This window comes from Acinetobacter sp. UBA3106, assembly GCA_002365595.1.
Lineage (GTDB): Bacteria > Pseudomonadota > Gammaproteobacteria > Pseudomonadales > Moraxellaceae > Acinetobacter.
In genome coordinates, this window is record DFAM01000015.1 from 155,606 (window position 1) to 181,778 (window position 26,173).

The 26,173-nt window shown below is 43.6% G+C and carries 38 protein-coding genes and 1 pseudogene; 32 read left to right on the forward strand and 7 right to left on the reverse strand.

From position 1 onward, the window contains the following. The first annotated feature begins 289 nt into the window (after nt 1-289). The gene (locus B4C48_RS07490; RefSeq protein ID WP_291355094.1) at nt 290-1,162 is read left to right on the forward strand and encodes an acyl-CoA thioesterase; all 873 of its coding nucleotides are present in this window, start codon (nt 290-292) and stop codon (nt 1,160-1,162) included. 386 nt (nt 1,163-1,548) lie between these two features. Then, nucleotides 1,549-2,784 carry a dicarboxylate/amino acid:cation symporter gene (locus B4C48_RS07495; protein ID WP_291355096.1) on the forward strand — a complete coding sequence of 412 codons (1,236 nt, stop codon included), beginning with the start codon at nt 1,549-1,551 and terminating at the stop codon, nt 2,782-2,784. On the opposite strand, the gene B4C48_RS07500 is transcribed toward B4C48_RS07495, so the two are convergent. From B4C48_RS07500 to B4C48_RS07530, 7 genes are all read right to left on the reverse strand, one after another. Further along, nucleotides 2,781-3,200, reverse strand: a complete 420-nt coding sequence (locus tag B4C48_RS07500) for a VOC family protein (RefSeq protein ID WP_291355098.1) — start codon at nt 3,198-3,200, stop codon at nt 2,781-2,783. The two genes, B4C48_RS07495 and B4C48_RS07500, sit on opposite strands and share 4 nt — an antisense overlap. A 125-nt stretch (nt 3,201-3,325) precedes the next feature. Further along, complete coding sequence (locus B4C48_RS07505; RefSeq protein ID WP_291355100.1) at nt 3,326-4,273, reverse strand: metal-dependent hydrolase; 948 nt, start codon at nt 4,271-4,273, stop codon at nt 3,326-3,328. A gap of 151 nt (nt 4,274-4,424) precedes the next feature. Then, nucleotides 4,425-5,297 (reverse strand): ribosome biogenesis GTP-binding protein YihA/YsxC, encoded by an 873-nt coding sequence (gene yihA / locus B4C48_RS07510; RefSeq protein WP_291355102.1) that lies wholly within the window; start codon nt 5,295-5,297, stop codon nt 4,425-4,427. Nucleotides 5,298-5,383: 86 nt separating this feature from the next. Beyond that, a complete protein-coding gene (locus B4C48_RS07515; RefSeq protein ID WP_291355104.1) occupies nt 5,384-5,827 on the reverse strand; it encodes an RrF2 family transcriptional regulator in 444 nt (147 codons plus the stop codon). A 95-nt stretch (nt 5,828-5,922) separates the two neighbouring features. Next, a complete protein-coding gene (locus B4C48_RS07520; protein ID WP_291355106.1) occupies nt 5,923-6,687 on the reverse strand; it encodes a globin domain-containing protein in 765 nt (254 codons plus the stop codon). A gap of 146 nt (nt 6,688-6,833) precedes the next feature. Further along, the gene (locus tag B4C48_RS07525) at nt 6,834-8,417 is read right to left on the reverse strand and encodes a helicase HerA-like domain-containing protein (protein WP_291355108.1); all 1,584 of its coding nucleotides are present in this window, start codon (nt 8,415-8,417) and stop codon (nt 6,834-6,836) included. Between the two features lie 18 nt (nt 8,418-8,435). Further along, entirely contained in the window at nt 8,436-9,638 is a 1,203-nt protein-coding gene (locus B4C48_RS07530; protein ID WP_291355110.1) for a PLP-dependent transferase, read from the reverse strand. 159 nt (nt 9,639-9,797) lie between these two features. Here B4C48_RS07530 and B4C48_RS07535 point away from each other — a divergent pair, with 159 nt between their 5' ends. The 30 genes and pseudogenes from B4C48_RS07535 (at nt 9,798) to B4C48_RS07680 (ending at nt 26,057) form a co-directional block, all read left to right on the forward strand. Beyond that, nucleotides 9,798-10,535, forward strand: a complete 738-nt coding sequence (locus B4C48_RS07535; RefSeq protein ID WP_291355112.1) for a type 1 glutamine amidotransferase — start codon at nt 9,798-9,800, stop codon at nt 10,533-10,535. Between the two features lie 269 nt (nt 10,536-10,804). Then, nucleotides 10,805-11,116 (forward strand): 30S ribosomal protein S10, encoded by a 312-nt coding sequence (gene rpsJ / locus B4C48_RS07540; RefSeq protein ID WP_000070912.1) that lies wholly within the window; start codon nt 10,805-10,807, stop codon nt 11,114-11,116. 59 nt (nt 11,117-11,175) lie between these two features. After that, nucleotides 11,176-11,814 carry a 50S ribosomal protein L3 gene (gene rplC, locus B4C48_RS07545; RefSeq protein ID WP_291355114.1) on the forward strand — a complete coding sequence of 213 codons (639 nt, stop codon included), beginning with the start codon at nt 11,176-11,178 and terminating at the stop codon, nt 11,812-11,814. 11 nt (nt 11,815-11,825) lie between these two features. After that, nucleotides 11,826-12,428, forward strand: a complete 603-nt coding sequence (rplD, locus tag B4C48_RS07550; protein WP_291355116.1) for a 50S ribosomal protein L4 — start codon at nt 11,826-11,828, stop codon at nt 12,426-12,428. Beyond that, nucleotides 12,425-12,745 (forward strand): 50S ribosomal protein L23, encoded by a 321-nt coding sequence (rplW, locus tag B4C48_RS07555; RefSeq protein WP_086174459.1) that lies wholly within the window; start codon nt 12,425-12,427, stop codon nt 12,743-12,745. The genes rplD and rplW overlap by 4 nt, the downstream gene beginning before the upstream one ends. Nucleotides 12,746-12,756: 11 nt before the next feature. Then, nucleotides 12,757-13,581, forward strand: a complete 825-nt coding sequence (gene rplB, locus B4C48_RS07560; RefSeq protein ID WP_291355119.1) for a 50S ribosomal protein L2 — start codon at nt 12,757-12,759, stop codon at nt 13,579-13,581. Between the two features lie 19 nt (nt 13,582-13,600). Continuing rightward, nucleotides 13,601-13,876, forward strand: coding sequence for a 30S ribosomal protein S19 (gene rpsS, locus B4C48_RS07565; RefSeq protein ID WP_004281508.1), 276 nt, complete (start codon nt 13,601-13,603; stop codon nt 13,874-13,876). Between the two features lie 9 nt (nt 13,877-13,885). Continuing rightward, the gene (rplV, locus tag B4C48_RS07570; protein WP_291355126.1) at nt 13,886-14,215 is read left to right on the forward strand and encodes a 50S ribosomal protein L22; all 330 of its coding nucleotides are present in this window, start codon (nt 13,886-13,888) and stop codon (nt 14,213-14,215) included. A 1-nt stretch (nt 14,216) separates the two neighbouring features. Further along, nucleotides 14,217-15,033 (forward strand): annotated as a pseudogene (rpsC, locus tag B4C48_RS07575) (30S ribosomal protein S3). Further along, on the forward strand, nt 14,973-15,386 hold the full coding sequence (rplP, locus tag B4C48_RS07580; protein WP_291355128.1) for a 50S ribosomal protein L16: 414 nt from the start codon (nt 14,973-14,975) through the stop codon (nt 15,384-15,386). The pseudogene rpsC and the gene rplP overlap by 61 nt, the downstream one beginning before the upstream one ends. Next, nucleotides 15,386-15,583 (forward strand): 50S ribosomal protein L29, encoded by a 198-nt coding sequence (rpmC, locus tag B4C48_RS07585; RefSeq protein ID WP_004650482.1) that lies wholly within the window; start codon nt 15,386-15,388, stop codon nt 15,581-15,583. The genes rplP and rpmC overlap by 1 nt, the downstream gene beginning before the upstream one ends. Continuing rightward, the gene (gene rpsQ, locus B4C48_RS07590) at nt 15,580-15,837 is read left to right on the forward strand and encodes a 30S ribosomal protein S17 (RefSeq protein WP_004650481.1); all 258 of its coding nucleotides are present in this window, start codon (nt 15,580-15,582) and stop codon (nt 15,835-15,837) included. Before rpmC ends, rpsQ begins: the two co-directional genes overlap by 4 nt. Nucleotides 15,838-15,928: 91 nt before the next feature. Further along, nucleotides 15,929-16,297: a 50S ribosomal protein L14 gene (rplN, locus tag B4C48_RS07595; RefSeq protein WP_004657680.1), complete on the forward strand. Its 369-nt coding sequence runs from the start codon at nt 15,929-15,931 to the stop codon at nt 16,295-16,297. A gap of 9 nt (nt 16,298-16,306) precedes the next feature. After that, nucleotides 16,307-16,624, forward strand: a complete 318-nt coding sequence (rplX, locus tag B4C48_RS07600; protein WP_291355131.1) for a 50S ribosomal protein L24 — start codon at nt 16,307-16,309, stop codon at nt 16,622-16,624. 16 nt (nt 16,625-16,640) lie between these two features. Further along, nucleotides 16,641-17,177: a 50S ribosomal protein L5 gene (gene rplE, locus B4C48_RS07605; protein WP_086174453.1), complete on the forward strand. Its 537-nt coding sequence runs from the start codon at nt 16,641-16,643 to the stop codon at nt 17,175-17,177. Nucleotides 17,178-17,186: 9 nt separating this feature from the next. Next, on the forward strand, nt 17,187-17,492 hold the full coding sequence (gene rpsN / locus B4C48_RS07610; RefSeq protein ID WP_291355134.1) for a 30S ribosomal protein S14: 306 nt from the start codon (nt 17,187-17,189) through the stop codon (nt 17,490-17,492). Between the two features lie 12 nt (nt 17,493-17,504). Then, nucleotides 17,505-17,900, forward strand: a complete 396-nt coding sequence (gene rpsH / locus B4C48_RS07615) for a 30S ribosomal protein S8 (protein WP_086174451.1) — start codon at nt 17,505-17,507, stop codon at nt 17,898-17,900. Between the two features lie 13 nt (nt 17,901-17,913). Then, complete coding sequence (gene rplF / locus B4C48_RS07620) at nt 17,914-18,447, forward strand: 50S ribosomal protein L6 (RefSeq protein ID WP_086195765.1); 534 nt, start codon at nt 17,914-17,916, stop codon at nt 18,445-18,447. A gap of 14 nt (nt 18,448-18,461) precedes the next feature. Next, a complete protein-coding gene (gene rplR, locus B4C48_RS07625; RefSeq protein ID WP_053579516.1) occupies nt 18,462-18,812 on the forward strand; it encodes a 50S ribosomal protein L18 in 351 nt (116 codons plus the stop codon). Between the two features lie 2 nt (nt 18,813-18,814). Then, nucleotides 18,815-19,312: a 30S ribosomal protein S5 gene (gene rpsE, locus B4C48_RS07630; protein ID WP_086195763.1), complete on the forward strand. Its 498-nt coding sequence runs from the start codon at nt 18,815-18,817 to the stop codon at nt 19,310-19,312. A 6-nt stretch (nt 19,313-19,318) separates the two neighbouring features. After that, the gene (rpmD, locus tag B4C48_RS07635; protein ID WP_067762901.1) at nt 19,319-19,495 is read left to right on the forward strand and encodes a 50S ribosomal protein L30; all 177 of its coding nucleotides are present in this window, start codon (nt 19,319-19,321) and stop codon (nt 19,493-19,495) included. Between the two features lie 3 nt (nt 19,496-19,498). Next, nucleotides 19,499-19,939, forward strand: coding sequence for a 50S ribosomal protein L15 (gene rplO, locus B4C48_RS07640; protein ID WP_291355143.1), 441 nt, complete (start codon nt 19,499-19,501; stop codon nt 19,937-19,939). A 45-nt stretch (nt 19,940-19,984) separates the two neighbouring features. Continuing rightward, nucleotides 19,985-21,304 carry a preprotein translocase subunit SecY gene (secY, locus tag B4C48_RS07645; RefSeq protein WP_291355261.1) on the forward strand — a complete coding sequence of 440 codons (1,320 nt, stop codon included), beginning with the start codon at nt 19,985-19,987 and terminating at the stop codon, nt 21,302-21,304. Between the two features lie 19 nt (nt 21,305-21,323). Continuing rightward, nucleotides 21,324-21,440 (forward strand): 50S ribosomal protein L36, encoded by a 117-nt coding sequence (gene rpmJ, locus B4C48_RS07650; RefSeq protein ID WP_000867907.1) that lies wholly within the window; start codon nt 21,324-21,326, stop codon nt 21,438-21,440. Nucleotides 21,441-21,546: 106 nt separating this feature from the next. Further along, complete coding sequence (rpsM, locus tag B4C48_RS07655) at nt 21,547-21,903, forward strand: 30S ribosomal protein S13 (RefSeq protein WP_086174447.1); 357 nt, start codon at nt 21,547-21,549, stop codon at nt 21,901-21,903. A gap of 19 nt (nt 21,904-21,922) precedes the next feature. Further along, nucleotides 21,923-22,309, forward strand: a complete 387-nt coding sequence (gene rpsK / locus B4C48_RS07660; protein WP_001040166.1) for a 30S ribosomal protein S11 — start codon at nt 21,923-21,925, stop codon at nt 22,307-22,309. Nucleotides 22,310-22,321: 12 nt separating this feature from the next. Continuing rightward, the gene (rpsD, locus tag B4C48_RS07665) at nt 22,322-22,948 is read left to right on the forward strand and encodes a 30S ribosomal protein S4 (RefSeq protein WP_291355164.1); all 627 of its coding nucleotides are present in this window, start codon (nt 22,322-22,324) and stop codon (nt 22,946-22,948) included. Between the two features lie 17 nt (nt 22,949-22,965). Continuing rightward, nucleotides 22,966-23,973, forward strand: a complete 1,008-nt coding sequence (locus B4C48_RS07670) for a DNA-directed RNA polymerase subunit alpha (RefSeq protein WP_004869497.1) — start codon at nt 22,966-22,968, stop codon at nt 23,971-23,973. An 18-nt stretch (nt 23,974-23,991) separates the two neighbouring features. After that, a complete protein-coding gene (rplQ, locus tag B4C48_RS07675) occupies nt 23,992-24,357 on the forward strand; it encodes a 50S ribosomal protein L17 (protein ID WP_004281488.1) in 366 nt (121 codons plus the stop codon). 203 nt (nt 24,358-24,560) lie between these two features. Continuing rightward, nucleotides 24,561-26,057: a flavin-containing monooxygenase gene (locus tag B4C48_RS07680; RefSeq protein ID WP_291355168.1), complete on the forward strand. Its 1,497-nt coding sequence runs from the start codon at nt 24,561-24,563 to the stop codon at nt 26,055-26,057. Nucleotides 26,058-26,173: the final 116 nt, after the last annotated feature.

The following is a 26,173-nucleotide window of genomic DNA, read 5'->3' on the forward strand; positions in this document are numbered from 1 at the left end:
ACTCCTACTTAAATGACCGAAACCACAGATTTTCTGAGGGGGAATAGTTTTGCATCATTGTAATTTAAAACAATATGTCATTTTCTGACAAAATGCATATTGAGTGTTAAATTTTATCGTTAAAAATCGTATTTTTAGCGGCTATTCAGCTCAAATTGCGTGACAGGCCAGTCAGTCTATCTTTAGGGCTTTAGTCGGGATTTGTGGCAGAATAGCGTTTATAGCTTAGCTGATTGATTGAAATTTTTCGCCTACATTTTAGGTATCCCATATTAAAAATAGGTCGCTTATGAATCCTTTAACCCAAGAACTGGTTGAATTACTGAGCCTTGAAAAGATTGAAGAAAACATTTATCGAGGTCAAAGCCGTAATCTGGTGGGCAAGCGTGTCTTTGGTGGGCAGGTATTGGGGCAGGCATTACGGGCAGCATCCTATACGGCAGATCGTCCTGCGCATTCATTGCATGCCTACTTTTTATATGGCGGAGATGTCAACGCACCGATTATTTATAAAGTGGACCGTCTGCGGGACGGCAAGAGCTTTGTTAGTCGTCAGGTACGTGCCATTCAGCATGGACGGACGATTTTTACCGCGATGGTATCATTTGCCAGTCCGGAAGAAGGCCTGAATTACCAGATTTCAGAACCGGAATATCCTGCGGTTGAAGAATTAAAAAATGAAGCAGAATTAAAAACCCAGCTGGTCGAATTCGTGCCGGAAAATGTACGCGCCAGTTTTATGCGTGACCGTCATGTGGAAATTCGCCCGGTGATGCCTGTCAATCCTTTCCAGCCTCAGCCTGAAGCACCTTCTTATGCGCATTACATTCGAACCCATGGCCAGATTGCGCAAAAGGTTGATAAAATTTCACTACATCAGGCCATCGCTGCGTTCTATTCAGACTTCACCTTAATGACCACAGCTTTGCGTCCACATGGTTTAAGTTATATTTCCCCAAGTCTGCAATGCGCCAGCATTGACCATGCCATGTATTTCCATAAGCCATTTCGTGTCGATGAATGGATGCTGTATGACATGGATGCCACCATCAGTGCCAGTTCTCGCGGACTGAATTTTGGCCGCATGTGGCAAAATGGTGAGCTGGTGTGTAGCACCACTCAGGAAGGTCTGATTCGCTTGCGTGAAATTGAAACCCAATAAGTTGAAATGTTGTAAAAAACCGGACTTGCTGTCCGGTTTTTTTATGATTTTATTAATCCTTGTGGTTTAGTGGCAACGCGGAATGTCCTCGGAGACATCTTTATGGCAGCCATGACTTGGATGGGCAAAGGCTGCATGCGCACTGCACAGCAGAGTAATAATTAGCATGATTTTTTTCATCGTTGTACTCTTTTAATTATTAGATTGAATCACTGAATTAAAAGCAGATTTTATGCCATTCGTTTATCCAAGTGGTGATGATTCAGATAAAATGAACCGCCTGTTTTGATTTATTTATGCTGAGCTTGTGACAAAAAAATCCTCGATTCTAAAAATACGGCATGGCATAGTGCCTGACAGGACTTAATGATAAAAAGCATGTCGTGATGAGCTTAAATACACAAATATTGATTGCTGCGATTTTAGGGGTGGCATTTGGATTTCTGTTAAATCTGTTTCCCAATACTCAGTTTTTTTCTGTCAGTCTTTATGGTTTGGGTCTGGCCAGCAGTATTTTTATTGGTTTATTGAAAATGCTGCTTATTCCACTGATTTTCAGTTCAATCGTAGTCGGCGTTTCGAACTTGCAGGCAGGCGGGCAACTGGGCCGGGTCTGGAAAATTACCCTGCTGTGCTGTGTCACCACCACCACTTTGGCGCTGATTTTGGGCTTAAGCTGTGCGCATCTGTTTAATGTGGGTCAGGGCGTAGATATTGTGATGTTTCAGGATGCCATGAACAGTCACCAAACACCTGATACCTTAACGCCATCTTCCTTCTTTACCAACTTTATTCAAAATACTCTGATCAATCCGTTTAAGGCCTTTGCCGAAGGCAATGTGCTGGCCGTGGTGGTATTTGCCTTGTTTATCGGGGTTGCGCTGGTCAAAGGCGGGGAGAATTTCCGCAGTGTGCGTAAATTAAGCCTGCAATTTTTTGACATCATGATGATGATGATCAGCTGGGTGATGAAACTGGCACCGCTAGGCATTTTTGCCTTGCTGGCAAAACTGATTTCAACCGAAGACATTTCCGTATTAAGCCGTCTGGCGGAGTTCGCCGCTGTGGTAACCGGAACTACCATTTTTCATGGTGCAGTGGTATTGCCTTTGCTGTTGTGGATCTTTGGCAAGATGAGTCCGATCACGTTCTTTAAAGGTACACGCGCTGCGCTGATTACCGCATTTGCGACCAGTTCCAGTTCGGCCACCATGCCCTTGTCGATGAAATGCGCGCAGGAAAATTTAAAGGTACGTCCACAAACCGCAGGCTTTGTGATTCCTTTGGGCACTCAGCTCAACATGGATGGTACGGCGTTGTATGAAGCTGCCGCGGCTTTGTTTATTGCCAACCTGATGGGGCTGGATTTAAGTATCGGTCAGCAACTGATTGTCTGTGCAACCGCCATGATTGCTTCTTTGGGTGCGCCAGGAATTCCAAGTGCAGGTATGGTGACCATGATTATGGTCTTGCAATCAGTCGGTCTGCCGGCGGAAGCGATTGCAATCTTGCTGCCGATTGACCGTTTGCTGGATACTGTCCGTACCGTGGTCAATGTTCAGGGAGATATGATGATTAGTGTGGTGGTGGATCGTTATAGCCGTGAACCGGAAGTGTCCTAATCCGTTTCCCAGCTGGGATTAAACACAATTTCCCAGACATGACCGTCGGGGTCTTGAAAATAACCCACATAGCCGCCGTAAAAGGTGGCCTGTGCGGGTTTAATGATTCTGGCGCCGGCATGTGCTGCCTGAGCCATGACCTGATCGACTTCCAGTGAGCTATAGACATTATGTCCCAAGATCATTTGCGTCGGACACATCGGGCTGGACTCCAGCCCGGTATCATGCTGAATGCTGCTTTGCGGCCATAACGCCAGTTTCAGACCTGATTGCAGTTCAATAAAGGCCACAGCGCCATATTCAAATTCCTGCCCCGTGATTCCTTCACTGGCGAAGCCCAAACCTTTACGATAAAAATGCAAAGATGCTTCCAGGTCACGCACGCCCAGAGTAATGACTGAAATCCGTGCTCGCATGCAGTTTCCTTGTAGTTGTTTACATCTGCTTTTATCTTAAAACAAATCAAAAATAGGGCATAAAGCCCTACTGTGTGGAAATTGTATATTGGCATTTAAGTGCCAAAGAATGGCTAGATAAATGACTAGACCACTTTGAGTTTGGCTGCACGTTTGGCAGCAGGGGAGCGGTTCAGGTAAGCAATGGCATCTTCAGTTTTGGCTTCGTGCAGTGGATCGTACCACGGCATCAAATAACCCAGTTGTTGTGAAACCAGCCAAAATGGACTTGGCATTAAATTGTTGTCACGCTGGGCAATGGCATACCATTCACGCCAGATCCATGGTTTGTATACCGCAGGGCGGATAGACTGAAAACGTGGATCCTGCTTGAGCAGATGAGCAGTCCCATCGACCCATAAACCAATCACCGCCACAATGACAATCACGCTTAAATAATAACGGGCAATATAGCCGCCACCTAAATGACGGTACAAATCAAAGGCAACCGTGCGATGTTCAATTTCTTCTGCGCCGTGCCATTTAATCAGATCCAGCATAGCCGGATCAGCGCCCAGTTTTTCCCACTCCTGGTTGTACAGCGCATATTTCCCCAGCACGCAGGTCATGTGTTCCACGGTGGCGATAATCCCAAGTCGGAACAGGTCCCATTGATGTTCAAGCAATTGAGGAACTTTTAAACCTAAAGGCTGATCGGCAAGTAATTTGGTGAACAGGAAATTCATTACATCCAGATTACGCTGGATATCAATGTTGCGTACGGTTAAATATTCTTTATTGGCCGAGTTGTGTGCCTGTGCATGCATGGCTTCCTGACGGACAAAGGCTTGTACATCCTGTTTCAGTTTTTCATCCTGAATTTTCGGCAAAACCTTGTTATATAAACGACAGAACCAGAATTCGCCCGCAGGCAAAATCATATTAATTTCATTAATGAAATAGCTGACATAAGGCTGATTGGGAATCCAGTCAATCGGAGTGTCTTGCCACTCGAATTTTACTTTACGCGGATGAATATGATAGGCAATGGATGAGCCGAGTCTGGAGCTTTTTAAACGGGAGAGAAGTTTCATCATACAGTCCTTATTGTTTTGCCATGCAATGCCGCAGGTTTGCTAAAGATCAGTATGAAAAAAATGTCCTGCATTGTGATTAGCAATACAGGACATGGAAATATCAATTGATGATGATCTTTGTCGGACAATCGATCTCAATCAGAACCGATCAATCGGCTTGTCGACTCTCATCGGTTGCATCTTCGGCAATTTCGGTTTCACACTCATCCTCTAATACTTCTAAAGATTCGAGAGGTTCATCCAGATCATTAAGTTCATCGGCAGTGGCTTCAGGAATGCTGTCCAGATCAAATTGTGCGGATTGCTCTAGGGTAAAGTTCAATCGGCCACCCATCACGCTGGCCAATTCTTCCAGACCTTGCTTGTTCAGTGAGGAGAACAATTGAATGGAGAAATCAAGCTTCATCTTTTTCAATGCCGCTTTTACTTCCTGTAAGGCTTTTGATGCCGGCCCACGATTCAGTTTGTCTGATTTGGTCAGCAATACATGTACGAACAATTTACGTGAATAAGCCCATTCCAGCATCATCACATCAAAATGTTGCAGCGGATGGCGGATATCCATCAGCAGCACCAGACCTTGCAAACTCTGACGATGAATCAGATAGTTTTCCAGCTCTTTTTGCCACACAATTTTCATGGATTCCGGTACAGCGGCATAACCATAACCTGGTAAATCGACCAGACGCTGGTCTGGATTACCGAGGCTAAAGAAGTTGATCATTTGGGTACGACCGGGTTTTTTAGAGGCACGTGCCAACTGCTTTTGGTTAGTTAAGGCATTAATGGCGCTAGATTTCCCGGCGTTTGAGCGTCCAGCAAATGCCACTTCATAGCCAGTGTCTTCAACACACAGGCTTAGCTTCGGTGCACTCATTAAAAATTCGGCTTTACGCAACCAGTTCAACGCGCGAACAGAGTACTCAGTAATGGCAGGATCAACTTTTTTCTCATAGCTGATCTTTTGCTTAGGCGCATTGGCTGTCTTACTGTTTTTGGATTTTCCTCTGCTGTGATGCATAACTCAACTTCAATAAATGATCTACAAGCACACATTATAAAGGAAGTCGTTCAGGCAAGCGAACTTTGCAAGCGAAAGACAGGGAATTAAAGATTGATCATCTGAATAGGAGAGTGGGTCGTGTACTTTGCAGCGGGTGCAGTATTTAACACTTGTCCCAGCGTATATTGGTCCAAACTAAGATAAAACTGCTCCAAAGCCTGATCTAGAATACCCTTTAGTCCACACTGACTGCGCAGTACGCAGGGTGGAGTATTACATTCTACAATCTGGTTTTCACCTTGCAGGATGCGTACGATCTGACCGAGGTTCAGTTCAAGCGCCTGCGGGTTGAGCCGGATGCCGCCACCTTTGCCGCGGGTCGTAATCAGCCAATCCTGTTTGCCCATAAAGTGCACAATTTTCACTAAATGATTTTGAGAAACATGCAGATCCTGAGCAATTTCCGCGATGGTATAAGGCATATCCCTAGGCTGGGAAATATACATTAAAACTCGCAGGGCATAATCAGTAAATTTATTAAGTTGCATGAAGTCTTTAAAGGGTGGAGAAAGATAGATAGAGTAACTTGAAAGTCCCCCGAAAGGAACTTTCAATAATACAAAATTAATTACTTATTAAGTGCTTAGCCTTTAACCGGTGCAGAAACCTGAACCACATCACCAGCTTTGTAATTTTCAAGCAAAATGTTGGCAACAGAATATTCTGTATGATTGACTTCAGGTTTTACATCAAAAACAAATTGATCTGCTGATTGGGTCTCAGCAAAAGTAAATTGTTGCGGCTGTTGAATATTATGTCCAGGCACTTGAACTTTAACTGAAATATAGCTACCTGTTTCAGCACCCACAACAGGCTGGCCATCTTGTGCTTTTAAAGTAAAGCGTTTGCCGCTGTCAGTTGCTTCAACTGCAGCAATTTCAAAGGCACGCCATCCAGCCCAACCGCCATTTTGTGCAGCCAAACTTTCATATTTTTGTTTTTCCACCCCAGCTAGAATGCCTGCCAATTGCATATAAGCTTCTTTCCAGGCCGCAATCAGATCAGAATCCATCGGCACATTTAAAACTTCACTAATCGAGTTCAGTAAGTTATCACCTACAATGGCATATTGTTCTGGCTGAATATCCAGGCTGACATGTTTAGTGGTGATGTGTTCAATCGCTTTCGCCAGTACGCCCGGATTTTCAATATGTTCTGCATAAGCCAATACTGCTGCAGCAAGAGCACGTGGCTGACGGCCAGTACTTTGATGATCCAGGTTAAAAACATTTTTAAGATCTGGATTGTTGGTCAACATGCGGTTATAGAAATAACTAGTCAGTGCAACGCCGTTTTCACGTAGTACAGGAACAGTTGATTTTACGAGTTCGATGTGTTGTGGAGTCATGTTGTAAGTTCTATCTGAGTTATAAGATGTATTTAAAATACATTTTATAAACTGCTTTGACAATAGGGTTACATGATAAAACCATAAAAAAATTATGGAATATAAGAATATCCCATAATTTGTTCATTGTTAATCAGATTATTAAATTATCGCTTACCAAACAGCGAACCCAGTAAACCGCGAACAATCTTTTGTCCTGTACTGCCACCCAGACTGCGTGCAGCACTTTTGGCGAAATTTCCCACAATATCCTGAGTGAATTTTTCACATTGTTTTGCTGCGCGTTCAGCCTCTTTTTGTTGCTCGCGTGCCAAGCGCTCTTGCTCACGGGCTTGCTGCTTGGCATAAGTTTCTGCTTCTTTGGCTTGTTGCTTGGCTAAGGTTTCTTGTTGTTTAGCCTGTAGTTTGGCTTGCTCATCAGTCATAGCCTGTTGCTGACGCTGCTCAACTTTCTGTTGCAACATTTCAAAGGCACTTTCACGATCCAGGTTCTGTTCATAAATGCCTGCAATCACACTGCTGCTGATCAGAACTTTGCGTTCTTCAGGAGTAATCGGGCTAAAGGAAGAGTGGGGTGGCATGACCCAGCCACGCTCGACCATTTGTGGCGTGCCTTGTTCATCCAGACAACTAATCAGCGCTTCACCGACGCCCAGTTCGGTAATCGCCTGATCGACTTTAAATTCAGGATTGGCACGGAAAGTATCTGCTGCAGTTTTGACTGCTTTTTGATCTTTGGGAGTAAAGGCGCGAAGGGCATGCTGCACCCGGTTGCCGAGTTGGCCCAATACGCTTTCCGGTAAATCCAGCGGATTTTGCGTGACAAAGTAAATGCCGACACCTTTGGAACGAATCAGGCGCACCACCTGTTCAATTTTCTCTTGGAGTGCAGCACTGGCATTATCAAACAGTAAATGCGCTTCATCAAAGAAGAACACCAGTTTCGGTTTATCCATATCACCGACTTCAGGCAGCTGTTCAAATAGTTCAGACAACATCCACAGCAGGAAAGTGGCGTACAGTTTGGGTGTGTTCATCAGTTGATCTGCAGCCAGTAAATTGATGTTGCCATGTCCCTGGCTATCGGTCTGGATAAAATCCATGATGTCTAATGCAGGTTCACCAAAGAATTTGTCACCGCCCTGATCGGCCAATGCCAGTAAAGTACGTTGAATGGCGCCTAAACTTGCCGGTGAAAGATTGCCATATTCCGCTTTAAATTCGGCTGCATGTTCACTGACATAAGTCAGCATCGACTTTAAGTCTTTGAAGTCAATCAGCAATAAACCCTGATCATCGGCAATACGGAACAATGCGGAAAGCACACCTTCCTGGGTATCATTCAGATTCAGCATTTGCGCCAGTAATAGCGGTCCAATTTCAGAAACTGTGGTGCGAATCGGGTGACCCTGCTCGCCGAACAAATCCCAAAACACCACGGGAGATGCGGCAAAGGGAATTGATTCAATATTTAAGCTTTTGATACGTGCATCAAATTTCGGGTTGCTTTCGCCTGCTTTGGCTAGGCTGGAAACATCACCTTTGGCATCGGCGAGAAAAACAGGTACACCGATACGGGAAAAACTTTCTGCCAATACCTTTAAGGTCACGGTTTTCCCGGTTCCAGTCGCTCCGGCAATCAAACCATGACGGTTGGCAAACTGTGAATGTAAAACAATGTCTTGTGTGGGATCGGCAGTTTTCTTTGCAATAACGATTGGTGTACCCATAGCTTTTCCTGTTATTTATTATTCATTTTTAAGTTTTTTCATTTGTTCTAGTGCATGCTGAATATCTTGAACTAAATCTTCCGGATGTTCCAGTCCGATACAGAAACGAACCAGCAAGCCGTCTTTTAAGTGTGAATGTTCCAGCACACGCATGTCTTTTAAGTTATATAGCATGACCAGACTGACCGGCCCACCCCAGCTAAAGCCCAGCTTAAACAGTTCCAGTGCATCGCAGAATCTTCGAATATCTTCTAAACTATATTCAGCTTTAAAAATCACGCTAACCAGACCGGCACTGTGTTCTTGCTTGCAAATTTCTTTCCAATGTTGATGTCCTGCGGATTCAGCATCGGCAGGATGTAACACCTGTACAAATTCAGCTTGCTGTTTTAACCAGGCCAATAAGGTTAGAGCACTTTGGGATTGATGCTGATAACGCAGTTGCATGGATGCCAGACTGCGCTGTACCTGTGCCACATCATCACCTGATACGCTAATGCCCTGAATGGCATGCATGCGGAATAACTGGTGATGCAGTTTTTTGTTACGGGTCACCACAGAACCCATCAAGATGTCACCGCCACCGCTTGGGTATTTGGTCAGCGCGTGCACAGTCATATCCACTGCCAAATGCTCATCGCCAAAATCAAAGGCATTAAAAGCCAACCCTGCACCCCAGGTATTGTCCAGAGCGGTCAGAATATTGTGCGCTTTGGCTTTTTTCACCAGCCCGGTTAAATCGGGAAATTCCAACGTGACGGAACCTGCTGCTTCTAACCAGATCAGTTTGGCTTTATCGGTAGGCTGGAAAGTCGTCGCATCAATTGAATTATAGACTTTTACTGTAATGCCATAACGCGTTTCCAGGTTACGTAGGTGTTCCATATTTGGTCCATAGATGTTATCTGCAACCCAGACTTCATCGTCCTGACTTAAGAAACAGGAATTCACCAGGTTAATTGCCGATAAACCGCTTGGCGCGAGCAGGCAATATTGTCCACCTTCGATCTGCGCAATGTTATCGCCTAAAGTAAAGGTGGTAGGCGTGCCATGCGTGCCATAACTATAGTCATAGTCATCGCTCCAATGGCGATTAAACAGTGCATCGGTGTTATTGAAAATAATGGTCGATGCACGAAACAAGGGAGGTTGAACAGTAGAAATATATTGGGGGGCTTTTCGTGGTGCATGAATCAGGGCGGTTTGAGGATTTTTTTTCAAGATGCAGCTCTAAGTTGTATCAAAATTGCTCTTAGCTTAAGAGAAACGCAGCAATTAGGCTATATAAATGCCGAAATGTATAGAAACGTTAATACGAACATAAAGTTGGCTTCATTCTTGCTAAACCTATAGCAGTGCTAGAACAATAGGCGGAGGCGCATGAAGTCGCATTTGAAAGTACATTATTTTCAGCATATTGCTGGTGAAGGGTTCGGCAGTTGTTATCAATTTTTAAAACAGCACCAAGCTAAAATTAGTGCAACGGAATTTTTTGCTTTACCCGTGGATCGACCGCTGGATATAGAAGCTTTACCACAAGTAGAAGATGTTGATTTACTCATCATCATGGGTGGGGCAATGAGTGTGAATGATGAAGCTAATTATCCCTGGTTAAAGGTGGAAAAACGCTGGATCAGACGTTACTTGTCAATGGGAAAGCCAGCCATTGGGTTGTGTCTAGGGGGGCAGTTGATTGCCAATGCTTTGGGGGCAGCGGTCAGACGCAATGAACAGCAAGAATTAGGGTTGACCGAGGTACGTAGGGTTCAGCATGTGCCTGACGAGTGCTTTGTGTTGCCGGAACAATTTAAAGTCATGCAATGGCATAGTGAAACGTTTGAAATTCCGAGAGGGGCGATTCATCTGGCTGAAAATGATATTTGTCGCAATCAAATGTATCAAATTGGAAAAAATGTTCTGGGATTTCAATTTCATCCTGAAATTACTCCAGAGGTACTGCAACTTTTTTTAGAAAATGATCAGGAGCTAGAGAGTTTTTCCGGTAAATATGTACAAACAGAACGTCAGTTAAAAAGTATGTCTAAAAATGACTTTATTAAAGGAAATCAAATACTAAACCAAGCAATCGAGTACGTTCTACAAAAAACAACCTGCTGACTTATTTTTAAACAAAAGGTTAAATTGATAAACGGAAAAAAACAGTAAAAAGTTGAAAAGAGATTTGCTTAAGCGTTAAACAATAGCTATAATGAGCGACCCTTTGATGAAAGGGGGTTGACTACGAATAAAGTAGTTAACATCGTGACAGTCGTGGCATCGATCATGACCTTAGTGATAATTCACTGCTCTTGACACTTGCCCACATTAAAGTGGGGTGAGATGCGTCAAGGGTGATTCTTTATATATTTGGCTTGGAGTTAACTGGTATGTCTAACCAGAGAATTCGTATCCGTCTTAAGTCTTTTGATCACCGTCTAATTGATCAATCAGCTCAAGAGATCGTAGAAACAGCAAAACGTACTGGCGCACAAGTTTGTGGTCCAATCCCGATGCCTACTCGCATCGAACGTTTTAACGTTTTAACATCACCACACGTTAACAAAGATGCGCGTGACCAATACGAGATCCGCACTTACAAACGTTTGATCGACATCGTTCAACCTACAGATAAAACTGTTGATGCATTGATGAAGTTAGATCTTGCAGCTGGTGTTGATGTTCAGATCGCTTTGGGTTAAGGCTTTCGGTTAATTAACGCTCTAAGTTAATTAGGCCGCTTTTTTAGAGGTTTATGCACATGGCTATTGGTTTAGTCGGTCGCAAGTGCGGTATGACTCGTATCTTTACAGATGCTGGTGTTTCTGTGCCTGTAACAGTGATTGAGGTTGATCCTAACCGCATCACTCAAATCAAAACGCTTGAAACTGATGGTTATCAAGCGATTCAAATCACTACTGGTGAACGTCGCGAATCTCGCGTAACTAACGCTCAGAAAGGTCACTTCGCTAAAGCGGGTGTTGCTGCTGGTCGTCTAGTTCAAGAATTCCGTGCTACAGAAGCTGATCTTGAAGGTCGTGAAGTTGGTGGTTCTCTTACTGTTGAATTGTTCTCGGTTGGTCAAGTTGTTGACGTAACTGGTCAATCTAAAGGTAAAGGTTTCCAAGGTGGTGTTAAGCGTTGGAATTTCCGTACGCAAGACGCAACTCACGGTAACTCACTTTCTCACCGTGTTCTAGGTTCTACTGGTCAAAACCAGACTCCTGGTCGCGTGTTCAAAGGCAAAAAAATGGCTGGCCATTTAGGTGCTGAACGCGTAACTGTACAGGGTCTTGAAATCGTTTCTATCGACACTGAACGTTCAGTTCTTGTTGTTAAAGGCGCGATTCCTGGTGCTACTGGTGGCGACGTTATCGTTCGTCCTACGATCAAGGCCTGAGGGGAAATATTGTGAATTTAAATACTGTTTCCGGCTCTGCTGTTGAATTATCTGAAGTTGCTTTCGGTCGTGAATTTAACGAAGCTCTTGTACACCAAGTTGTTACAGCTTACTTAGCTGGTGGTCGTCAAGGTTCGAAAGCTCAGAAATCACGTGCTGATGTATCTGGCGGTGGTAAAAAACCATTCCGTCAAAAAGGTACTGGCCGTGCGCGTGCTGGTTCTATTCGTAGCCCGATCTGGGTTGGTGGTGGTAAAACTTTTGCCGCTCGTCCACAAGATTGGTCTCAAAAAGTTAACCGTAAAATGTACCGCGGTGCTATGCAATGCATCCTAGCTGAACTTGTTCGTCAAGATCGCTTGATTTTAGTTGAAGAGTTTGCTGTTGCAGCTCCAAAAACTAAAGAATTGCTTGCAAAACTTAACGACTTGAATGCTACTCGTGCATTAATCGTTACTGATGCTGTTGATGAGAACTTGTATCTTGCTGCACGTAACATTCCACACGTTGATGTGGTTGATGCTGCTGCAATTGATCCTGTTAGCTTGATCGCGTTCGACAAAGTTGTTATGTCTGTAGCTGCTGCTAAGAAAATTGAGGTAGAACTCGGATGAACAACGAACGTATCTATCAAGTCCTACAAGGACCTGTATTCTCAGAAAAAGCACAAGTTTTAGGTGAAGCTGCTGGTGTTCAAGTTTTTAAAGTTGCACTTGATGCAAATAAACTTGAAATCAAAAAAGCAGTGGAACAACTCTTTGGTGTTCAAGTTGTTAAAGTTAACACTACGATCACTAAAGGTAAGACTAAACGCTTTGGTAAAACATTAGGACGTCGTTCTGATGTTAAAAAAGCATACGTCACCCTGAAAGCTGGCCAAGATGTTGAAATGGCTGACTTGGGCGATACCGCTGAAAGCGCAGCGGAATAAGGACGAGAATTATGCCTATTCAAAAATGTAAGCCAACGTCACCAGGACGTCGCTTTGTAGAGAAAGTCGTTCACGACCATCTTCACAAAGGCGCACCTTATGCTCCGTTGGTTGAAGCTAAAAAACGTACTGGTGGTCGTAATAATAACGGTCACATTACAACTCGTCACGTTGGTGGTGGTCATAAACAACACTACCGTCTTGTCGACTTCAAACGTAACAAAGACGGCATTCCAGCTGTAGTTGAACGTATTGAATACGATCCTAACCGTACAGCTCATATTGCTTTATTGAAATATGCTGACGGTGAACGTCGTTACATCATTGCGCCTAAAGGTTTGCGTGCTGGTGATAAAGTACAATCTGGTAACGATGCTCCAATTCGTCCAGGTAACTGCTTACCACTTCGTAACATGCCTATCGGTTCTACTCTTCACAACATCGAACTTAAAATCGGTAAAGGCGCGCAATTAGCTCGTTCAGCTGGTACTTCTGTTCAGTTGTTGGGTCGTGACGGTTCTTACGCTATCGTTCGTTTACGTTCTGGTGAAATGCGTAAAATTCACGTTGAATGCCGTGCTGTTTTGGGTGAAGTTTCTAACTCAGAAAGCAACCTTCGTTCACTAGGTAAAGCTGGTGCATCACGCTGGCGTGGTGTTCGTCCTACCGTTCGTGGTATGGCGATGAACCCGGTTGACCATCCACATGGTGGTGGTGAAGGGCGTAACAAAGGTATTCAACCTGTAAGCCCATGGGGTCAAAAAGCTAAAGGGTACAAGACACGTACCAATAAGCGTACGACTAAGATGATTATTCGCGACCGTCGCGTTAAGTAACAAGTAAAGGAATCTGACAATGCCTCGTTCTCTGAAAAAAGGCCCATTCGTCGATGCGCACTTGTTCGCTAAGGTTGAAGCGGCTATCGCGGCTAATAACCGCAAGCCGATCAAAACTTGGTCGCGTCGTTCGATGATTCTCCCAGATTTTGTTGGTTTAACAATTTCTGTTCATAATGGTCGTAACCATGTTCCAGTGATTGTATCTGAACACATGGTTGGTCATAAACTCGGTGAATTCGCGCCAACTCGTACCTATCGTGGTCACGGTGTTGACAAGAAATCTAAACGTTAAGGTGCGATGATGGAAGTTACTGCTAAATTACGCGGTGCCGCTATCTCGGCACAAAAAGCTCGTTTGGTTGCAGATCTAATCCGTGGCAAATCTGTTGCTCACGCTTTAAATATCTTGAACTTCAGCAACAAAAAAGCTGCAGTTTTAGTTAAAAAAGCGTTGGAATCTGCAATTGCAAACGCTGAACATAATAACAGTTTAGATGTAGACGACCTTAAAGTTGCTACGATTTACGTTGATGAGGGCATCAGCCTTAAACGTATTATGCCACGTGCTAAAGGCCGTGCAGATCGTATCACTAAGCGTACTTGTCACATCACCGTTAAGGTAGGGGTTTGATATGGGTCAGAAGGTTCATCCAATCGGTATCCGCCTAGGTGTTGTGAAACGTCATAACGCTAACTGGTATGCGAATCCGAAACAATACGCTGAATACTTGCTTAAAGATTTGCAAGTTCGTGAGTTTTTAATCAAAAAACTTAAGAATGCAATGATCAGCAATATTCTTATCGAACGTCCAACAGGCGCTGCTAAAATTACCATTAGCACTGCTCGTCCTGGTATCGTTATCGGTAAAAAAGGCGAAGATATTGAAAAATTACAACGCGAATTAACATCTATTATGGGTGTTCCTGCGCAAGTAAGCATCAACGAAATCGATCGCCCAGACTTAGACGCTCGTCTAGTTGCTGAAGCTATCGCTTCTCAATTAGAAAAACGTGTAATGTTCCGTCGTGCTATGAAGCGTGCGGTTCAAAACTCTATGCGTGCTGGTGCTAAAGGTATCAAAGTTGAAGTTTCTGGCCGTTTAGGTGGTGCTGAGATTGCCCGTACTGAATGGTATCGTGAAGGTCGTGTACCTTTGCATACTCTTCGTGCAGACATCGACTACGCTACTATGCGTGCTGAAACAACTTACGGTACGATTGGTGTTAAAGTTTGGATTTTCCGTGGCGAGATCTTAGGTGGCATGAAACAAGTCATGAACCCTGCTCCTGCTGAAGAACGTCCAGCTAAACGTGGTCGCGGTCGTGGTGAAGGTCAAGAGCGTCGTGGTCGTCGCAATGATCGTTCTGCTGAAAAAGGAGAATAATCCATGTTGCAACCTAAACGTACTAAGTTCCGTAAGGTTCAAAAGGGCCGTAACACTGGTCTAGCGCATCGTGGTAGCACTGTTTCTTTCGGTTCTATCGCACTTAAATCTATCGAGCGTGGTCAAATGACAGCTCGTCAAATTGAAGCTGCGCGTCGTACAATCAGCCGTCGTGTAAAACGTGGTGGTAAGATCTTTATCCGTGTATTCCCGGACAAACCAATTACTGAAAAACCATTAGAAGTTCGTATGGGTAAAGGTAAAGGTTCTGTAGAGTACTGGGTTTGCCAAATCAAACCAGGTAAGATCTTGTACGAAATGGAAGGTGTAAGCGAAGAATTGGCACGTGAAGCGTTTACGCTTGCGGCTGCTAAACTTCCGTTTAAAACCACTATCGTGACTCGGACGGTAATGTAATGAAAACTAAAGATCTACGTGAAAAATCGGTAGAAGAGTTGACAGCTTTGCTTGATGAGCAACAGCTTAACCAATTCCGTCTTCGTATGGCTAAAGCAACTGGTCAATTGGGTAAATCGCATGAAGTTGCGCTTACTCGTAAGACTATTGCTCGTATTAAGACACTCCTTACCGAAAAACAGGGGAACGGACAATGAGTGAACAAACAGTTCGCACGTTAACCGGCAAAGTCGTAAGCGACAAAATGGACAAGTCTATTGTTGTGCTTATTGAACGCCGCGTTCAACACCCGTTGTATGGCAAATCAATCCGCCGTTCAACTAAATTACACGCTCATGATGAGAACAATGTTGCTAAAACTGGCGACGTAGTGACCATTAAAGAAAGCCGCCCAATTTCTAAAACTAAAGCTTGGGCTTTAGTGGAAGTTATTGAAGCAGCTGCTGAGTAATTAGACGTTCTTGTTGCATCATTGGTCAATTTCGAGTACTCTTTGAGCCTTTCGAAATGTGACCGGTGATGCTCGGTTTTGGAGTAGGGCAATGATTCAAACCGAAAGTATGCTCGACGTAGCAGACAACAGTGGTGCTCGCCGCGTACAATGTATTAAAGTACTTGGTGGTTCACATCGTCGTTATGCTTCTGTTGGCGACATTATTAAAGTTACTGTAAAAGAAGCTATTCCACGCGCACGTGTTAAAAAAGGTGACGTGATGAATGCTGTAGTTGTACGTACAAAATTTGGTATCCGTCGTCCAGACGGTTCAGTAATTCGTTTCGACGATAACGCTGCTGTAATTTTGAACAACAACAAAGCGCCGATTGCAACTCGTATTTTCGGACCAGTGACTCGTGAACTTCGTACTGAACAGTTCATGAAAATCATTTCATTGGCTCCTGAAGTTCTATAAGAGGCACTCATGGCTAAGATTAAAAAAGGCGATCAAGTAATTGTGATCGCAGGTAAAGAAAAAGGCAAACAGGGTACTGTATTGTCAGTTTCTAATGACCGCGTTAAGGTTGAAGGCCTTAACTTGGTGAAGAAGCATCAAAAGCCGAATCGAGCTACTGGCGCTGAAGGCGGCATCGTAACTCAAGAAGCTGAGCTTCATATCTCTAACGTGGCAATTTTTAATGCTACAACCCAAAAGGCTGACCGTGTTGGTTACCAAACGATTGAAGGCGTGAAAACTCGCGTATTCAAATCTAACGGTGAATCAGTGGCGGTAGCGAAGTAATAGGTTGAAATAGGCAATGGCCAGACTTAAAACACGTTACAACGACGTACTTAAAGCTCAGTTACAAGAGCAATTGGGCGTTAAAAATGTGATGGAGATTCCTCGCATCACTAAAATCACCATTAACATGGGTGTTGGTGCAGCATCAGCTGACAAGAAATTGTTAGATGGCGCTCTTTCTGATATGCAAGCGATTGCTGGTCAAAAACCAGTTCTTACTCTAGCTCGTAAATCAATTGCTGGTTTCAAAATCCGTGATGGTTGGCCGATTGGTTGTAAAGTTACTTTACGCGGCGAACAAATGTACGAATTCTTAGACCGATTGATCTCTATCGCGATCCCTCGTATTCGTGACTTCCGCGGTTTTTCTGCGAAATCATTTGATGGTCGTGGTAACTATTCGATGGGTTTGAAGGAACAAATCATGTTCCCTGAAATCGATTTCGATAAGATTGATCGTATTCGTGGTATGGATATTACCGTTACTACGACTGCTCGCACCGATGACGAAGGCCGTGCGCTTATGCGTGCATTTGGCTTCCCGTTCAAATAAGAGGTCGATATGGCTAAGAAAGGTATGATTAATCGCGAATTGAAACGCGAAAAAACAGTTGCTAAATTTGCTGCAAAACGTGCTGAATTAAAAGCTATGATTGCAAATGTAAATGCGAGCGACGAAGAACGTTTCGATGCGATGATGAAGTTACAGGCATTACCACGTAATGCATCTCCAGTACGTCTTCGTAACCGTTGTGGTTTAACTGGTCGTCCTCATGGTTACTTCCGTAAGTTCGGTCTAAGCCGTAACAAATTACGCGATACAGTAATGCAAGGTGATGTACCGGGCGTTGTTAAGGCAAGCTGGTAAGGAGCACTATAAATGAGTATGCAAGATACCGTTGCCGACATGCTAACCCGTGTTCGTAACGCACAAATGGCAAAGAAACAAACTGTTTCTATGCCAAATTCTAAGTTGAAGGTTGCTATTGCAAACGTTCTTCAACAAGAAGGTTATATTTCAAACGTAGAAGTTGCAGATGCTGAAGGCAAACCAACTTTGACAATTACGTTAAAATATTTTGAAGGCAAACCAGTTATCGAAACTGTGAAACGCGTAAGCCGTCCAGGTCTACGTCAGTATCGCGGTAAAGATGCACTTCCTAGCGTTAAGCAAGGTTTAGGTATTGCAATTGTTTCTACAAGCAAAGGCATCATGACTGATCGCGCTGCACGTGCTGCGGGCATCGGTGGTGAAGTTATTGCTTTTGTTTCTTAATAGGTGATTCCTCATGTCTCGTGTGGCTAAAGCCCCAGTAACTGTACCTAACGGTGTAACAGTTACTCAGAACGGCCGGCAGGTCGAAGTGAAAGGCAGTAAAGGTACATTGTCTTTCAACCTGCATGCGCTGGTCGAGCTAAAACAGGAAGAAGGTCAACTTCAAATTGCTCCTAAAGCTGAGTCGAAAGACGCTTGGATGCAAGCTGGTACTGCTCGCGCTGTGTTAAACAACCTTGTAAAAGGTGTTAGCGAAGGTTTCGAACGCAAGTTACAACTTATCGGTGTTGGTTATAAAGCTGCGGTTAAAGGTAACGTTGTTAACCTTAACCTTGGTTTCTCTCACCCGATCGATTACAACCTTCCAGAAGGTGTAACTGCTGAAACTCCTACTGCAACTGAAATTATTCTTAAATCTGCTGATAAAGCAGCTTTAGGTCAAGTTGCTGCAGATATCCGTGGTTACCGTCCACCAGAGCCTTATAAAGGTAAAGGTGTTCGTTATTCTGACGAAGTTGTACTTCGTAAAGAAGCTAAGAAGAAATAAGGCGCGAGGTTCTTATGAACGAAAAGAAACAATCCCGTTTGCGTCGTGCGAAAAGCACACGCTTGCACATTCGTGCATTGGGTGCGACTCGTTTGTGTGTAAACCGCACACCGCGTCACATCTATGCTCAAGTTATCTCAGCAGATGGTGGCAAAGTTTTAGCGCAAGCTTCAACTTTAGATGCTACTTTACGTGCTGGTACAACTGGTAACGTTGATGCAGCGACTAAAGTAGGTGCTTTAATCGCAGAACGTGCTAAAGCAGCTGGCGTTACTAAAGTTGCATTTGACCGTTCTGGTTTCAAATATCATGGTCGTATCAAAGCCTTGGCTGATGCTGCTCGTGAAAACGGCTTGGAGTTCTAATCATGGCTAAAGTTGAACAAAACGAAGGTCTTGTTGAAAAGCTGGTTGCCGTTGATCGTGTAGCCAAAGTTGTTAAGGGTGGTCGTATCTTCTCTTTCACAGCATTAACTGTTGTGGGTGATGGGAATGGTCGCGTAGGTTTTGGTCGTGGTAAAGCACGTGAAGTTCCAGCTGCTATTTCTAAAGCACTTGAAGCTGCTCGTCGTAACATGATTACTGTTGAGCTTGTTAACGGTACTGTACAACACCCTATTAATGCTCGTCACGGTGCAAGCCGCGTTTACATGCAACCTGCTTCTGAAGGTACTGGTGTAATTGCTGGTGGTGCTATGCGTGCAGTTCTAGAAGCTGTTGGCGTACATAACGTATTGACAAAATGCTATGGTTCTACAAACGCTGCTAACGTAGTAAACGCAACATTCAAAGGTTTGCGTGACATGACTTCTCCTGAGAAAGTCGCTGCGAAACGTGGTCTTTCAGTAGAACAAATTCAAGGGTAATCAATCATGAAAACGATTAAAGTTACCCAGACTAAATCTTCTGCGCACCGCTTGAAAAATCACAAGCTTAGCCTTAAAGGTTTAGGTCTGCGTCGTATTGGTCATACTGTAGAAGTGCAAGATACGCCTTCTAACCGCGGTATGATCAACCAAGTCTACTATATGGTTAGTGTAGAGGAATAAGCCATGACTCTGCGTTTAAATACTATCGCACCTGCAGAAGGTGCTAAACGTGACAACCTTCGTTTAGGCCGTGGTATCGGTTCTGGCGTTGGCAAGACTGGTGGCCGTGGTGTCAAAGGTCAAAAATCACGTAAGAGCGGTGGCGTACGTCCAGGTTTCGAAGGTGGTCAAACTGCGTTATATCGTCGTTTACCTAAATTCGGCTTCACTAGCCAACTTGCTTTAAAAACTGCTGAAGTACGTTTATCAGAGCTTGCTAAAGTTGAAGGTGATATCATTTCACTTGAAACTTTAAAAGCTGCCAATGTTGTACGTAAAGATATGACTCGTGCTCGTATCGTACTTTCTGGTGATATTACTCGTGCATTCACTATCCAAGGTGTTGCTGTGACTAAAGGCGCTAAAGCTGCTGTAGAAGCTGCTGGCGGTAAAGTCGAGGAGTAATCGCTAGTGTCTATGTCTCCTAGTTCTTCAGGTCATGTCAACATGATGAAAGGCCAACCGTTTCATGTGAAATATCGTGAAATTATTCGTCGATTAATGTTTTTGGTTGGCGCATTATTGGTCTTTCGACTAGGGGCACATATTCCACTGCCGGGTATTGATAATGTCGCTTTAGAACGTTTTTTCAAAGCTAATGAAGGTACTTTCTTAGGTTTGTTTAATATGTTCTCTGGCGGAGCATTAGAGCGAATGTCAATTCTTGCGTTGGGGATCATGCCATATATCTCTGCTTCGATTATCGTGCAGTTGATGTCTACAGTGGTTCCTTCGCTGGAAGCTTTAAAGAAAGAAGGCGAGCAGGGTAAGCGTAAGATTAATCAATATACGCGTTACGGCACGTTATTACTTGCATTGGTTCAAGGTGTAGGTATGTGTGCTGGTCTCATTAGCCAAGGAATTACCTTGACTTCAGGACTAGCTTTTTACATTCCTGCCGTAACCTCGTTGGTTGCAGGCACCATGTTCTTAATGTGGTTGGGAGAGCAGATTACCGAACGCGGTGTTGGTAATGGTATCTCTATGATCATTTTTGCAGGTATCGTTGCTGGTTTGCCAAATATTGTAATTCAAGCATTCACTTCGGTGGATAACGGTCAATCAAGCTTAATTGGTTTGGCTGTATTTGGATTACTCTCAATTGCAGTTCTTGCTGCGATTGTATTTATTGAAAAGGCTCAACGTCGTATACCGGTTAACTATGCTCAAAAGCAACAAGGGCGTCGCGTATTCACTGCACAGCAGACACATTTGCCATTGAAATTGAATATGGCAGGGGTTATCCCAGCAATTTTCGCTAGTTCGTTATTGCTATTCCCTGCAAGTTTAGGTCAATGGTTGGGTAGTTCTGATCCAAATGCAGGAATCGTAAAGCGTAGCCTACAAGATTTGGCATTGGTATTATCGCCTGGACAACCTTTGTACTTGGTGCTCTTCGGTGCGTTAATTATCTTTTTCTGTTATTTCTATACTGCACTTGTGTTCAGTCCTAAAGAAGTATCAGAGAACTTGAAACGCAGCGGAGCTTATGTACCTGGTATTCGCCCAGGTGAGCAAACTGCTCGTTACTTAGATCATATTCTTAATCGTTTGACGTTTATTGGTGCAATTTATATTACGGTCATCTGTTTGATGCCAATGATTCTGCAAAGTTCTTTTGGTATTCCATTCCATTTGGGTGGGACATCTTTGCTGATCGTAGTGGTTGTTGTGATGGACTTTATGGCTCAGCTACAAGCTCATCTCACTTCGCACCAGTATGACAATCAAACGTTAATGAGAAAAACGACTGCTCATCCTAAAGGATAAGCGCACTTGAGGTTTCATCATGAAAGTACAAGCTTCTGTTAAAAAAATTTGTGGTAGCTGTAAAGTTATCCGTCGTAATGGGGTTATCCGCGTGATTTGTAGCGCTGAACCTCGTCATAAGCAGCGTCAAGGTTAATCTGATCAAGACCTGTTGATTTCAGTAGGCTAATTAGGTTATTATCCGCCCCTCAAGATATTTGTGGGGCGGTTGATTATCTCTACTGCCTTTTTGGAGAAAGTGAATGGCTCGTATTGCCGGTGTAAACATTCCGGATAACAAGCATGCTGTTATCTCCCTCACGTATATTTTTGGTATCGGTCGCCACACTGCTAAGAACATCTTAGCTGCTGCTGGTATTGCACCAACTACTAAGATCCGTGAATTGGATGATGCTCAGCTTGATGCGATTCGTGCAGAAATTACCAAGGTTCCGACCGAAGGTGATTTACGTCGCGAAATTTCCATGAACATTAAACGTTTAATGGATTTAGGCTGCTACCGCGGTCTTCGTCATCGTCGCAGCTTGCCTGTCCGTGGACAACGCACCAAAACTAACGCACGTACCCGTAAAGGTCCGCGCAAACCTATTAAGAAATAAGATTTCTGGAAGCTAAAAGATGGCTAAAGATACTCGCACACGCAAGAAGGTCACTCGTACCGTCTCTGAAGGTGTTGCACACATTCACGCTTCTTTTAATAACACCATTGTGACTATTACCGATCGTCAAGGTAATGCACTGGCTTGGGCCACTTCAGGTGGACAAGGCTTCCGTGGATCACGTAAATCAACTCCGTTTGCTGCTCAGGTAGCTGCTGAAGTTGCTGGTAAAGCAGCTTTAGATTACGGTTTGAAAAACTTGGACGTCCTTGTAAAAGGTCCTGGTCCTGGTCGTGAGTCTGCGGTTCGTGCTTTAGGTGCAGTGGGTTATAAAATTAACAGCATTACCGATGTGACGCCAATCCCGCACAACGGTTGTCGTCCACCTAAAAAACGTCGCGTGTAAGGAGAAACATTCATGGCTCGTTATATTGGTCCAAAATGCAAACTCTCTCGCCGCGAAGGGACAGACCTGCAACTTAAATCAGGCGTTAAACCGTTTGACGTTAAGACAAAAAAACATGCTAAAGCTCCTGGCCAACACGGTGGAGCTCGTGGCAGCAAACAATCTGAGTACTCACTACAATTACGTGAAAAACAAAAAGTACGTCGTATGTACGGTGTGTTAGAACGTCAATTTAGTAACTACTATAAAGAAGCTGCTCGTGTGAAAGGCGCAACAGGTGAAAACTTGTTGAAATTGCTTGAAAGCCGTCTTGATAACGTAGTTTATCGCATGGGTTTTGGTTCTACACGTGCAGAAGCTCGTCAGCTTGTATCTCACCGTAGCATTACTTTGAATGGTCGTCGTGTTAACATCGCGTCTATCCAAGTTAAAGCTGGTGATGTAATCGCGGTTCACGAAGGTGCTAAACAACAATTACGTATTAAAAGCGCAATTGAATTGGCTGCTCAACGTGGTATCCCTTCTTGGATGGAAGTTGACCATTCAAAACTAGAAGGTACGTTTAAAGCTGCACCGGATCGTTCTGATTTACCTGCTGAAATCAACGAAAGCTTGATTGTAGAATTGTATTCTAAATAATCCTTGAGGTAGCAATAATGACGCGTACTGCAAATGAGTTTCTAACTCCGCAAGCGATCAAGGTCGAAGCGGCTAGCGGGACCTCGGCAAAAGTGATTCTGGAACCATTAGAGCGTGGCTTTGGTCATACTCTAGGTAATGCTTTACGTCGTATCCTTCTTTCTTCTTTACCTGGCGCTGCTGTGGTAGAAGTTGAAATAGAAGGGGTTGAGCACGAGTACAGTACCTTAGAAGGCTTGCAGCAGGACATCGTCGAGCTCTTGCTGAACCTAAAAGGATTGTCGATTAAGCTGTTCGATCAAAACGAAGCATATTTGACATTAGAAAAACAAGGTCCAGGCGATGTAACTGCTGCTGATCTTCGTTTACCTCATAATGTTGAAGTGGTAAACCCTGAGCATTTGATTGGCACTTTAAGTGCCTCAGGCAATTTAAAAATGCGCCTGAAAGTTTCTCAAGGTCGCGGTTATGAAACTTCTGACTCACGTTTCCCAGAAGGCGAGACTCGCCCGGTGGGTCGTTTACAGTTAGATGCTTCTTATAGCCCAATCAAGCGCGTGTCTTACACAGTGGAAAACGCTCGTGTAGAACAACGTACTGACCTTGATAAATTGATCATTGATCTTGAAACTAACGGTACAGTTGATCCTGAAGAAGCAATCCGCAAAGCGGCAACAATCTTGCAACAACAAATTGCAATTTTTGTTGATCTTCAGAAAGATCAAGCTCCTGTTGCTCAAGAGCCTCGCGAAGAAGTGGATCCAATCTTGCTTCGTCCAGTAGATGATCTAGAGCTTACTGTTCGTTCTGCTAACTGTTTGAAAGCAGAAAATATTTACTACATCGGTGATTTGGTTCAACGTACTGAAGTGGAGTTGTTGAAAACTCCTAACTTAGGTAAAAAATCGTTAACTGAAATCAAAGATGTTCTGGCATCGAAAGGCTTGCAATTGGGCATGCGTTTAGAGAACTGGCCACCGGCTAGCCTCCGCATGGACGATCGCTTTGCTTATCGTAGTCGTTAATTAAGTAGGACTATCACCATGCGTCATCGTAATAGTGGTGTGAAATTAGGCCGTACAAGCAGTCATCGTAAAGCGATGTTCCAAAACATGGCTAACTCTTTGTTTGAGCACGAGTTGATTAAAACAACTGTGCCTAAAGCTAAAGAGTTACGTCGTGTAGCTGAGCCTTTAATCACTTTAGCTAAAAACGATACTGTTGCAAACCGTCGTTTAGCGTTTGCTCGTACTCGTTCAGCAGCAACTGTTGGTAAATTATTTACCGTTCTTGGCCCTCGTTACAAAGAACGTAACGGCGGTTATCTACGTGTTCTTAAAGCGGGCTTCCGTGCAGGTGATGCTGCACCGATGGCTTACGTTGAGCTAGTAGATCGCGAAGTTAACTAATTTCGCAAGAATAGCTTCAGTTGTTCTAAAAAAGACCGGTGTTTCACCGGTCTTTTTTATGTCTGATGATTTTATATTGTCAGAAAATTTAAGCTTTTGTCCCGAACTGATATATTTTTTATCACTTTTATATAAACTTGACATTGCGTATTGTCAGTTTTGTGGTTTAATAAAACAAAACTTAAACAGGTTATAAAAAGAACATGGAAAAACATATTGATATTTTGATTGTAGGTGCCGGTATTTCAGGTATTGGTCTTGCTGTTCATCTTTCTAAAAATTGCCCAAAACGCTCTTTCGACATTATTGAACGTCGTGAAAGTTTTGGTGGAACCTGGGATTTATTTAAGTATCCCGGTATTCGTTCCGATTCTGATATGTCCACTTTTGGCTTCAACTTTAAGCCTTGGCAAAAAGACAGTGTCTTGGCTGATGGACCGTCTATTAAGAATTATTTATCTGAAGTAATTGATGAGTATCAGCTCAAAAGTAAAATTCATTTTCAACATCGGGTTTTAGCTGCAAATTATGATTCGGCTCGTAAAAAGTGGCTGGTAGAAATTGAGGATGCAGCTAACAACAAGCAAACCTGGGTGGCTAATTTTGTTCTAGGATGTACAGGTTACTATAATTATGACCAGGGCTTTCAACCTGAATTCCCTAATCAGTCTGCATTTAAAGGTCAATTTATTCATCCGCAACATTGGCCTGAGCAGTTAGATTATTCTGGTAAAAAGGTGGTCATTATTGGAAGTGGAGCAACTGCGATTACCTTGGTGCCTGCGATGGCGAAAGGCGGGGCAGGGCATGTCACCATGTTGCAACGTTCTCCAACTTATATTGCCTCTGTTCCATCGATTGATATCCTTTACGACAAAATGCGCAAGTATTTGCCTGAAGATTTGGCTTATAAGTTAACGCGTGCGCGTAATATCGGTATGCAACGCGGTATTTATGCGCTGGCACAGAAACAGCCTAAATTACTGCGTAGCTTGTTGCTCAAATCGATTGAATTTCAGCTCAAGGGTAAAGTGGATATGAAGCATTTTACCCCGGATTATAATCCTTGGGATCAGCGTCTATGTGTGGTACCGGATGGAGATTTATTTAAGATTTTACGTGAAGGTCGTGCTTCAGTCGAAACGGATCAAATTGATAAATTCACCGCGAACGGCATTCAGTTAAAATCCGGCAAACATCTTGAGGCAGATATTATTGTCTCTGCAACCGGTTTGAATATTCAAATTTTAGGGGGAATTCAGGCGACCATTGATGGCAAGCCAATGAATACCTCTAAACACATGCTATATCAGGGCATTATGGTTAGTGATGTGCCGAATATGGCGATGATCATTGGTTATATCAATGCTTCATGGACACTGAAAGTGGATATTGCAGCGGACTATATTTGTCGTATGATCAATTATATGGACAAACATGGCTATGATGAAGTGATTCCACAAGGGGATGCGACCGAGTTAATGGAAGATACGGTGATGGGTAGTTTGACTTCAGGTTATATTGCCCGTGCTGCTGATGTCATGCCGAAACAGGGTAAACATGCACCGTGGAGTGTCTCTAATAATTATCTGGCTGACCGTAAACAATTAAAGCATGCGCGCTTTGATGACGGTGTGCTTAAATTTCATAAACGTGAACAACAAGATAAGAAAAGTGCGACACCGCGTTTAGTTTCATAATTGAATTTCATTATTTTTTTAAAGAAGGAGCATGAATGCTCCTTTTTTTATGCTTATTAAATCAGTAGTTCAAGTTATCAGCTTTTATTCTGTTGCAAGCTGGTACAAATAGAACT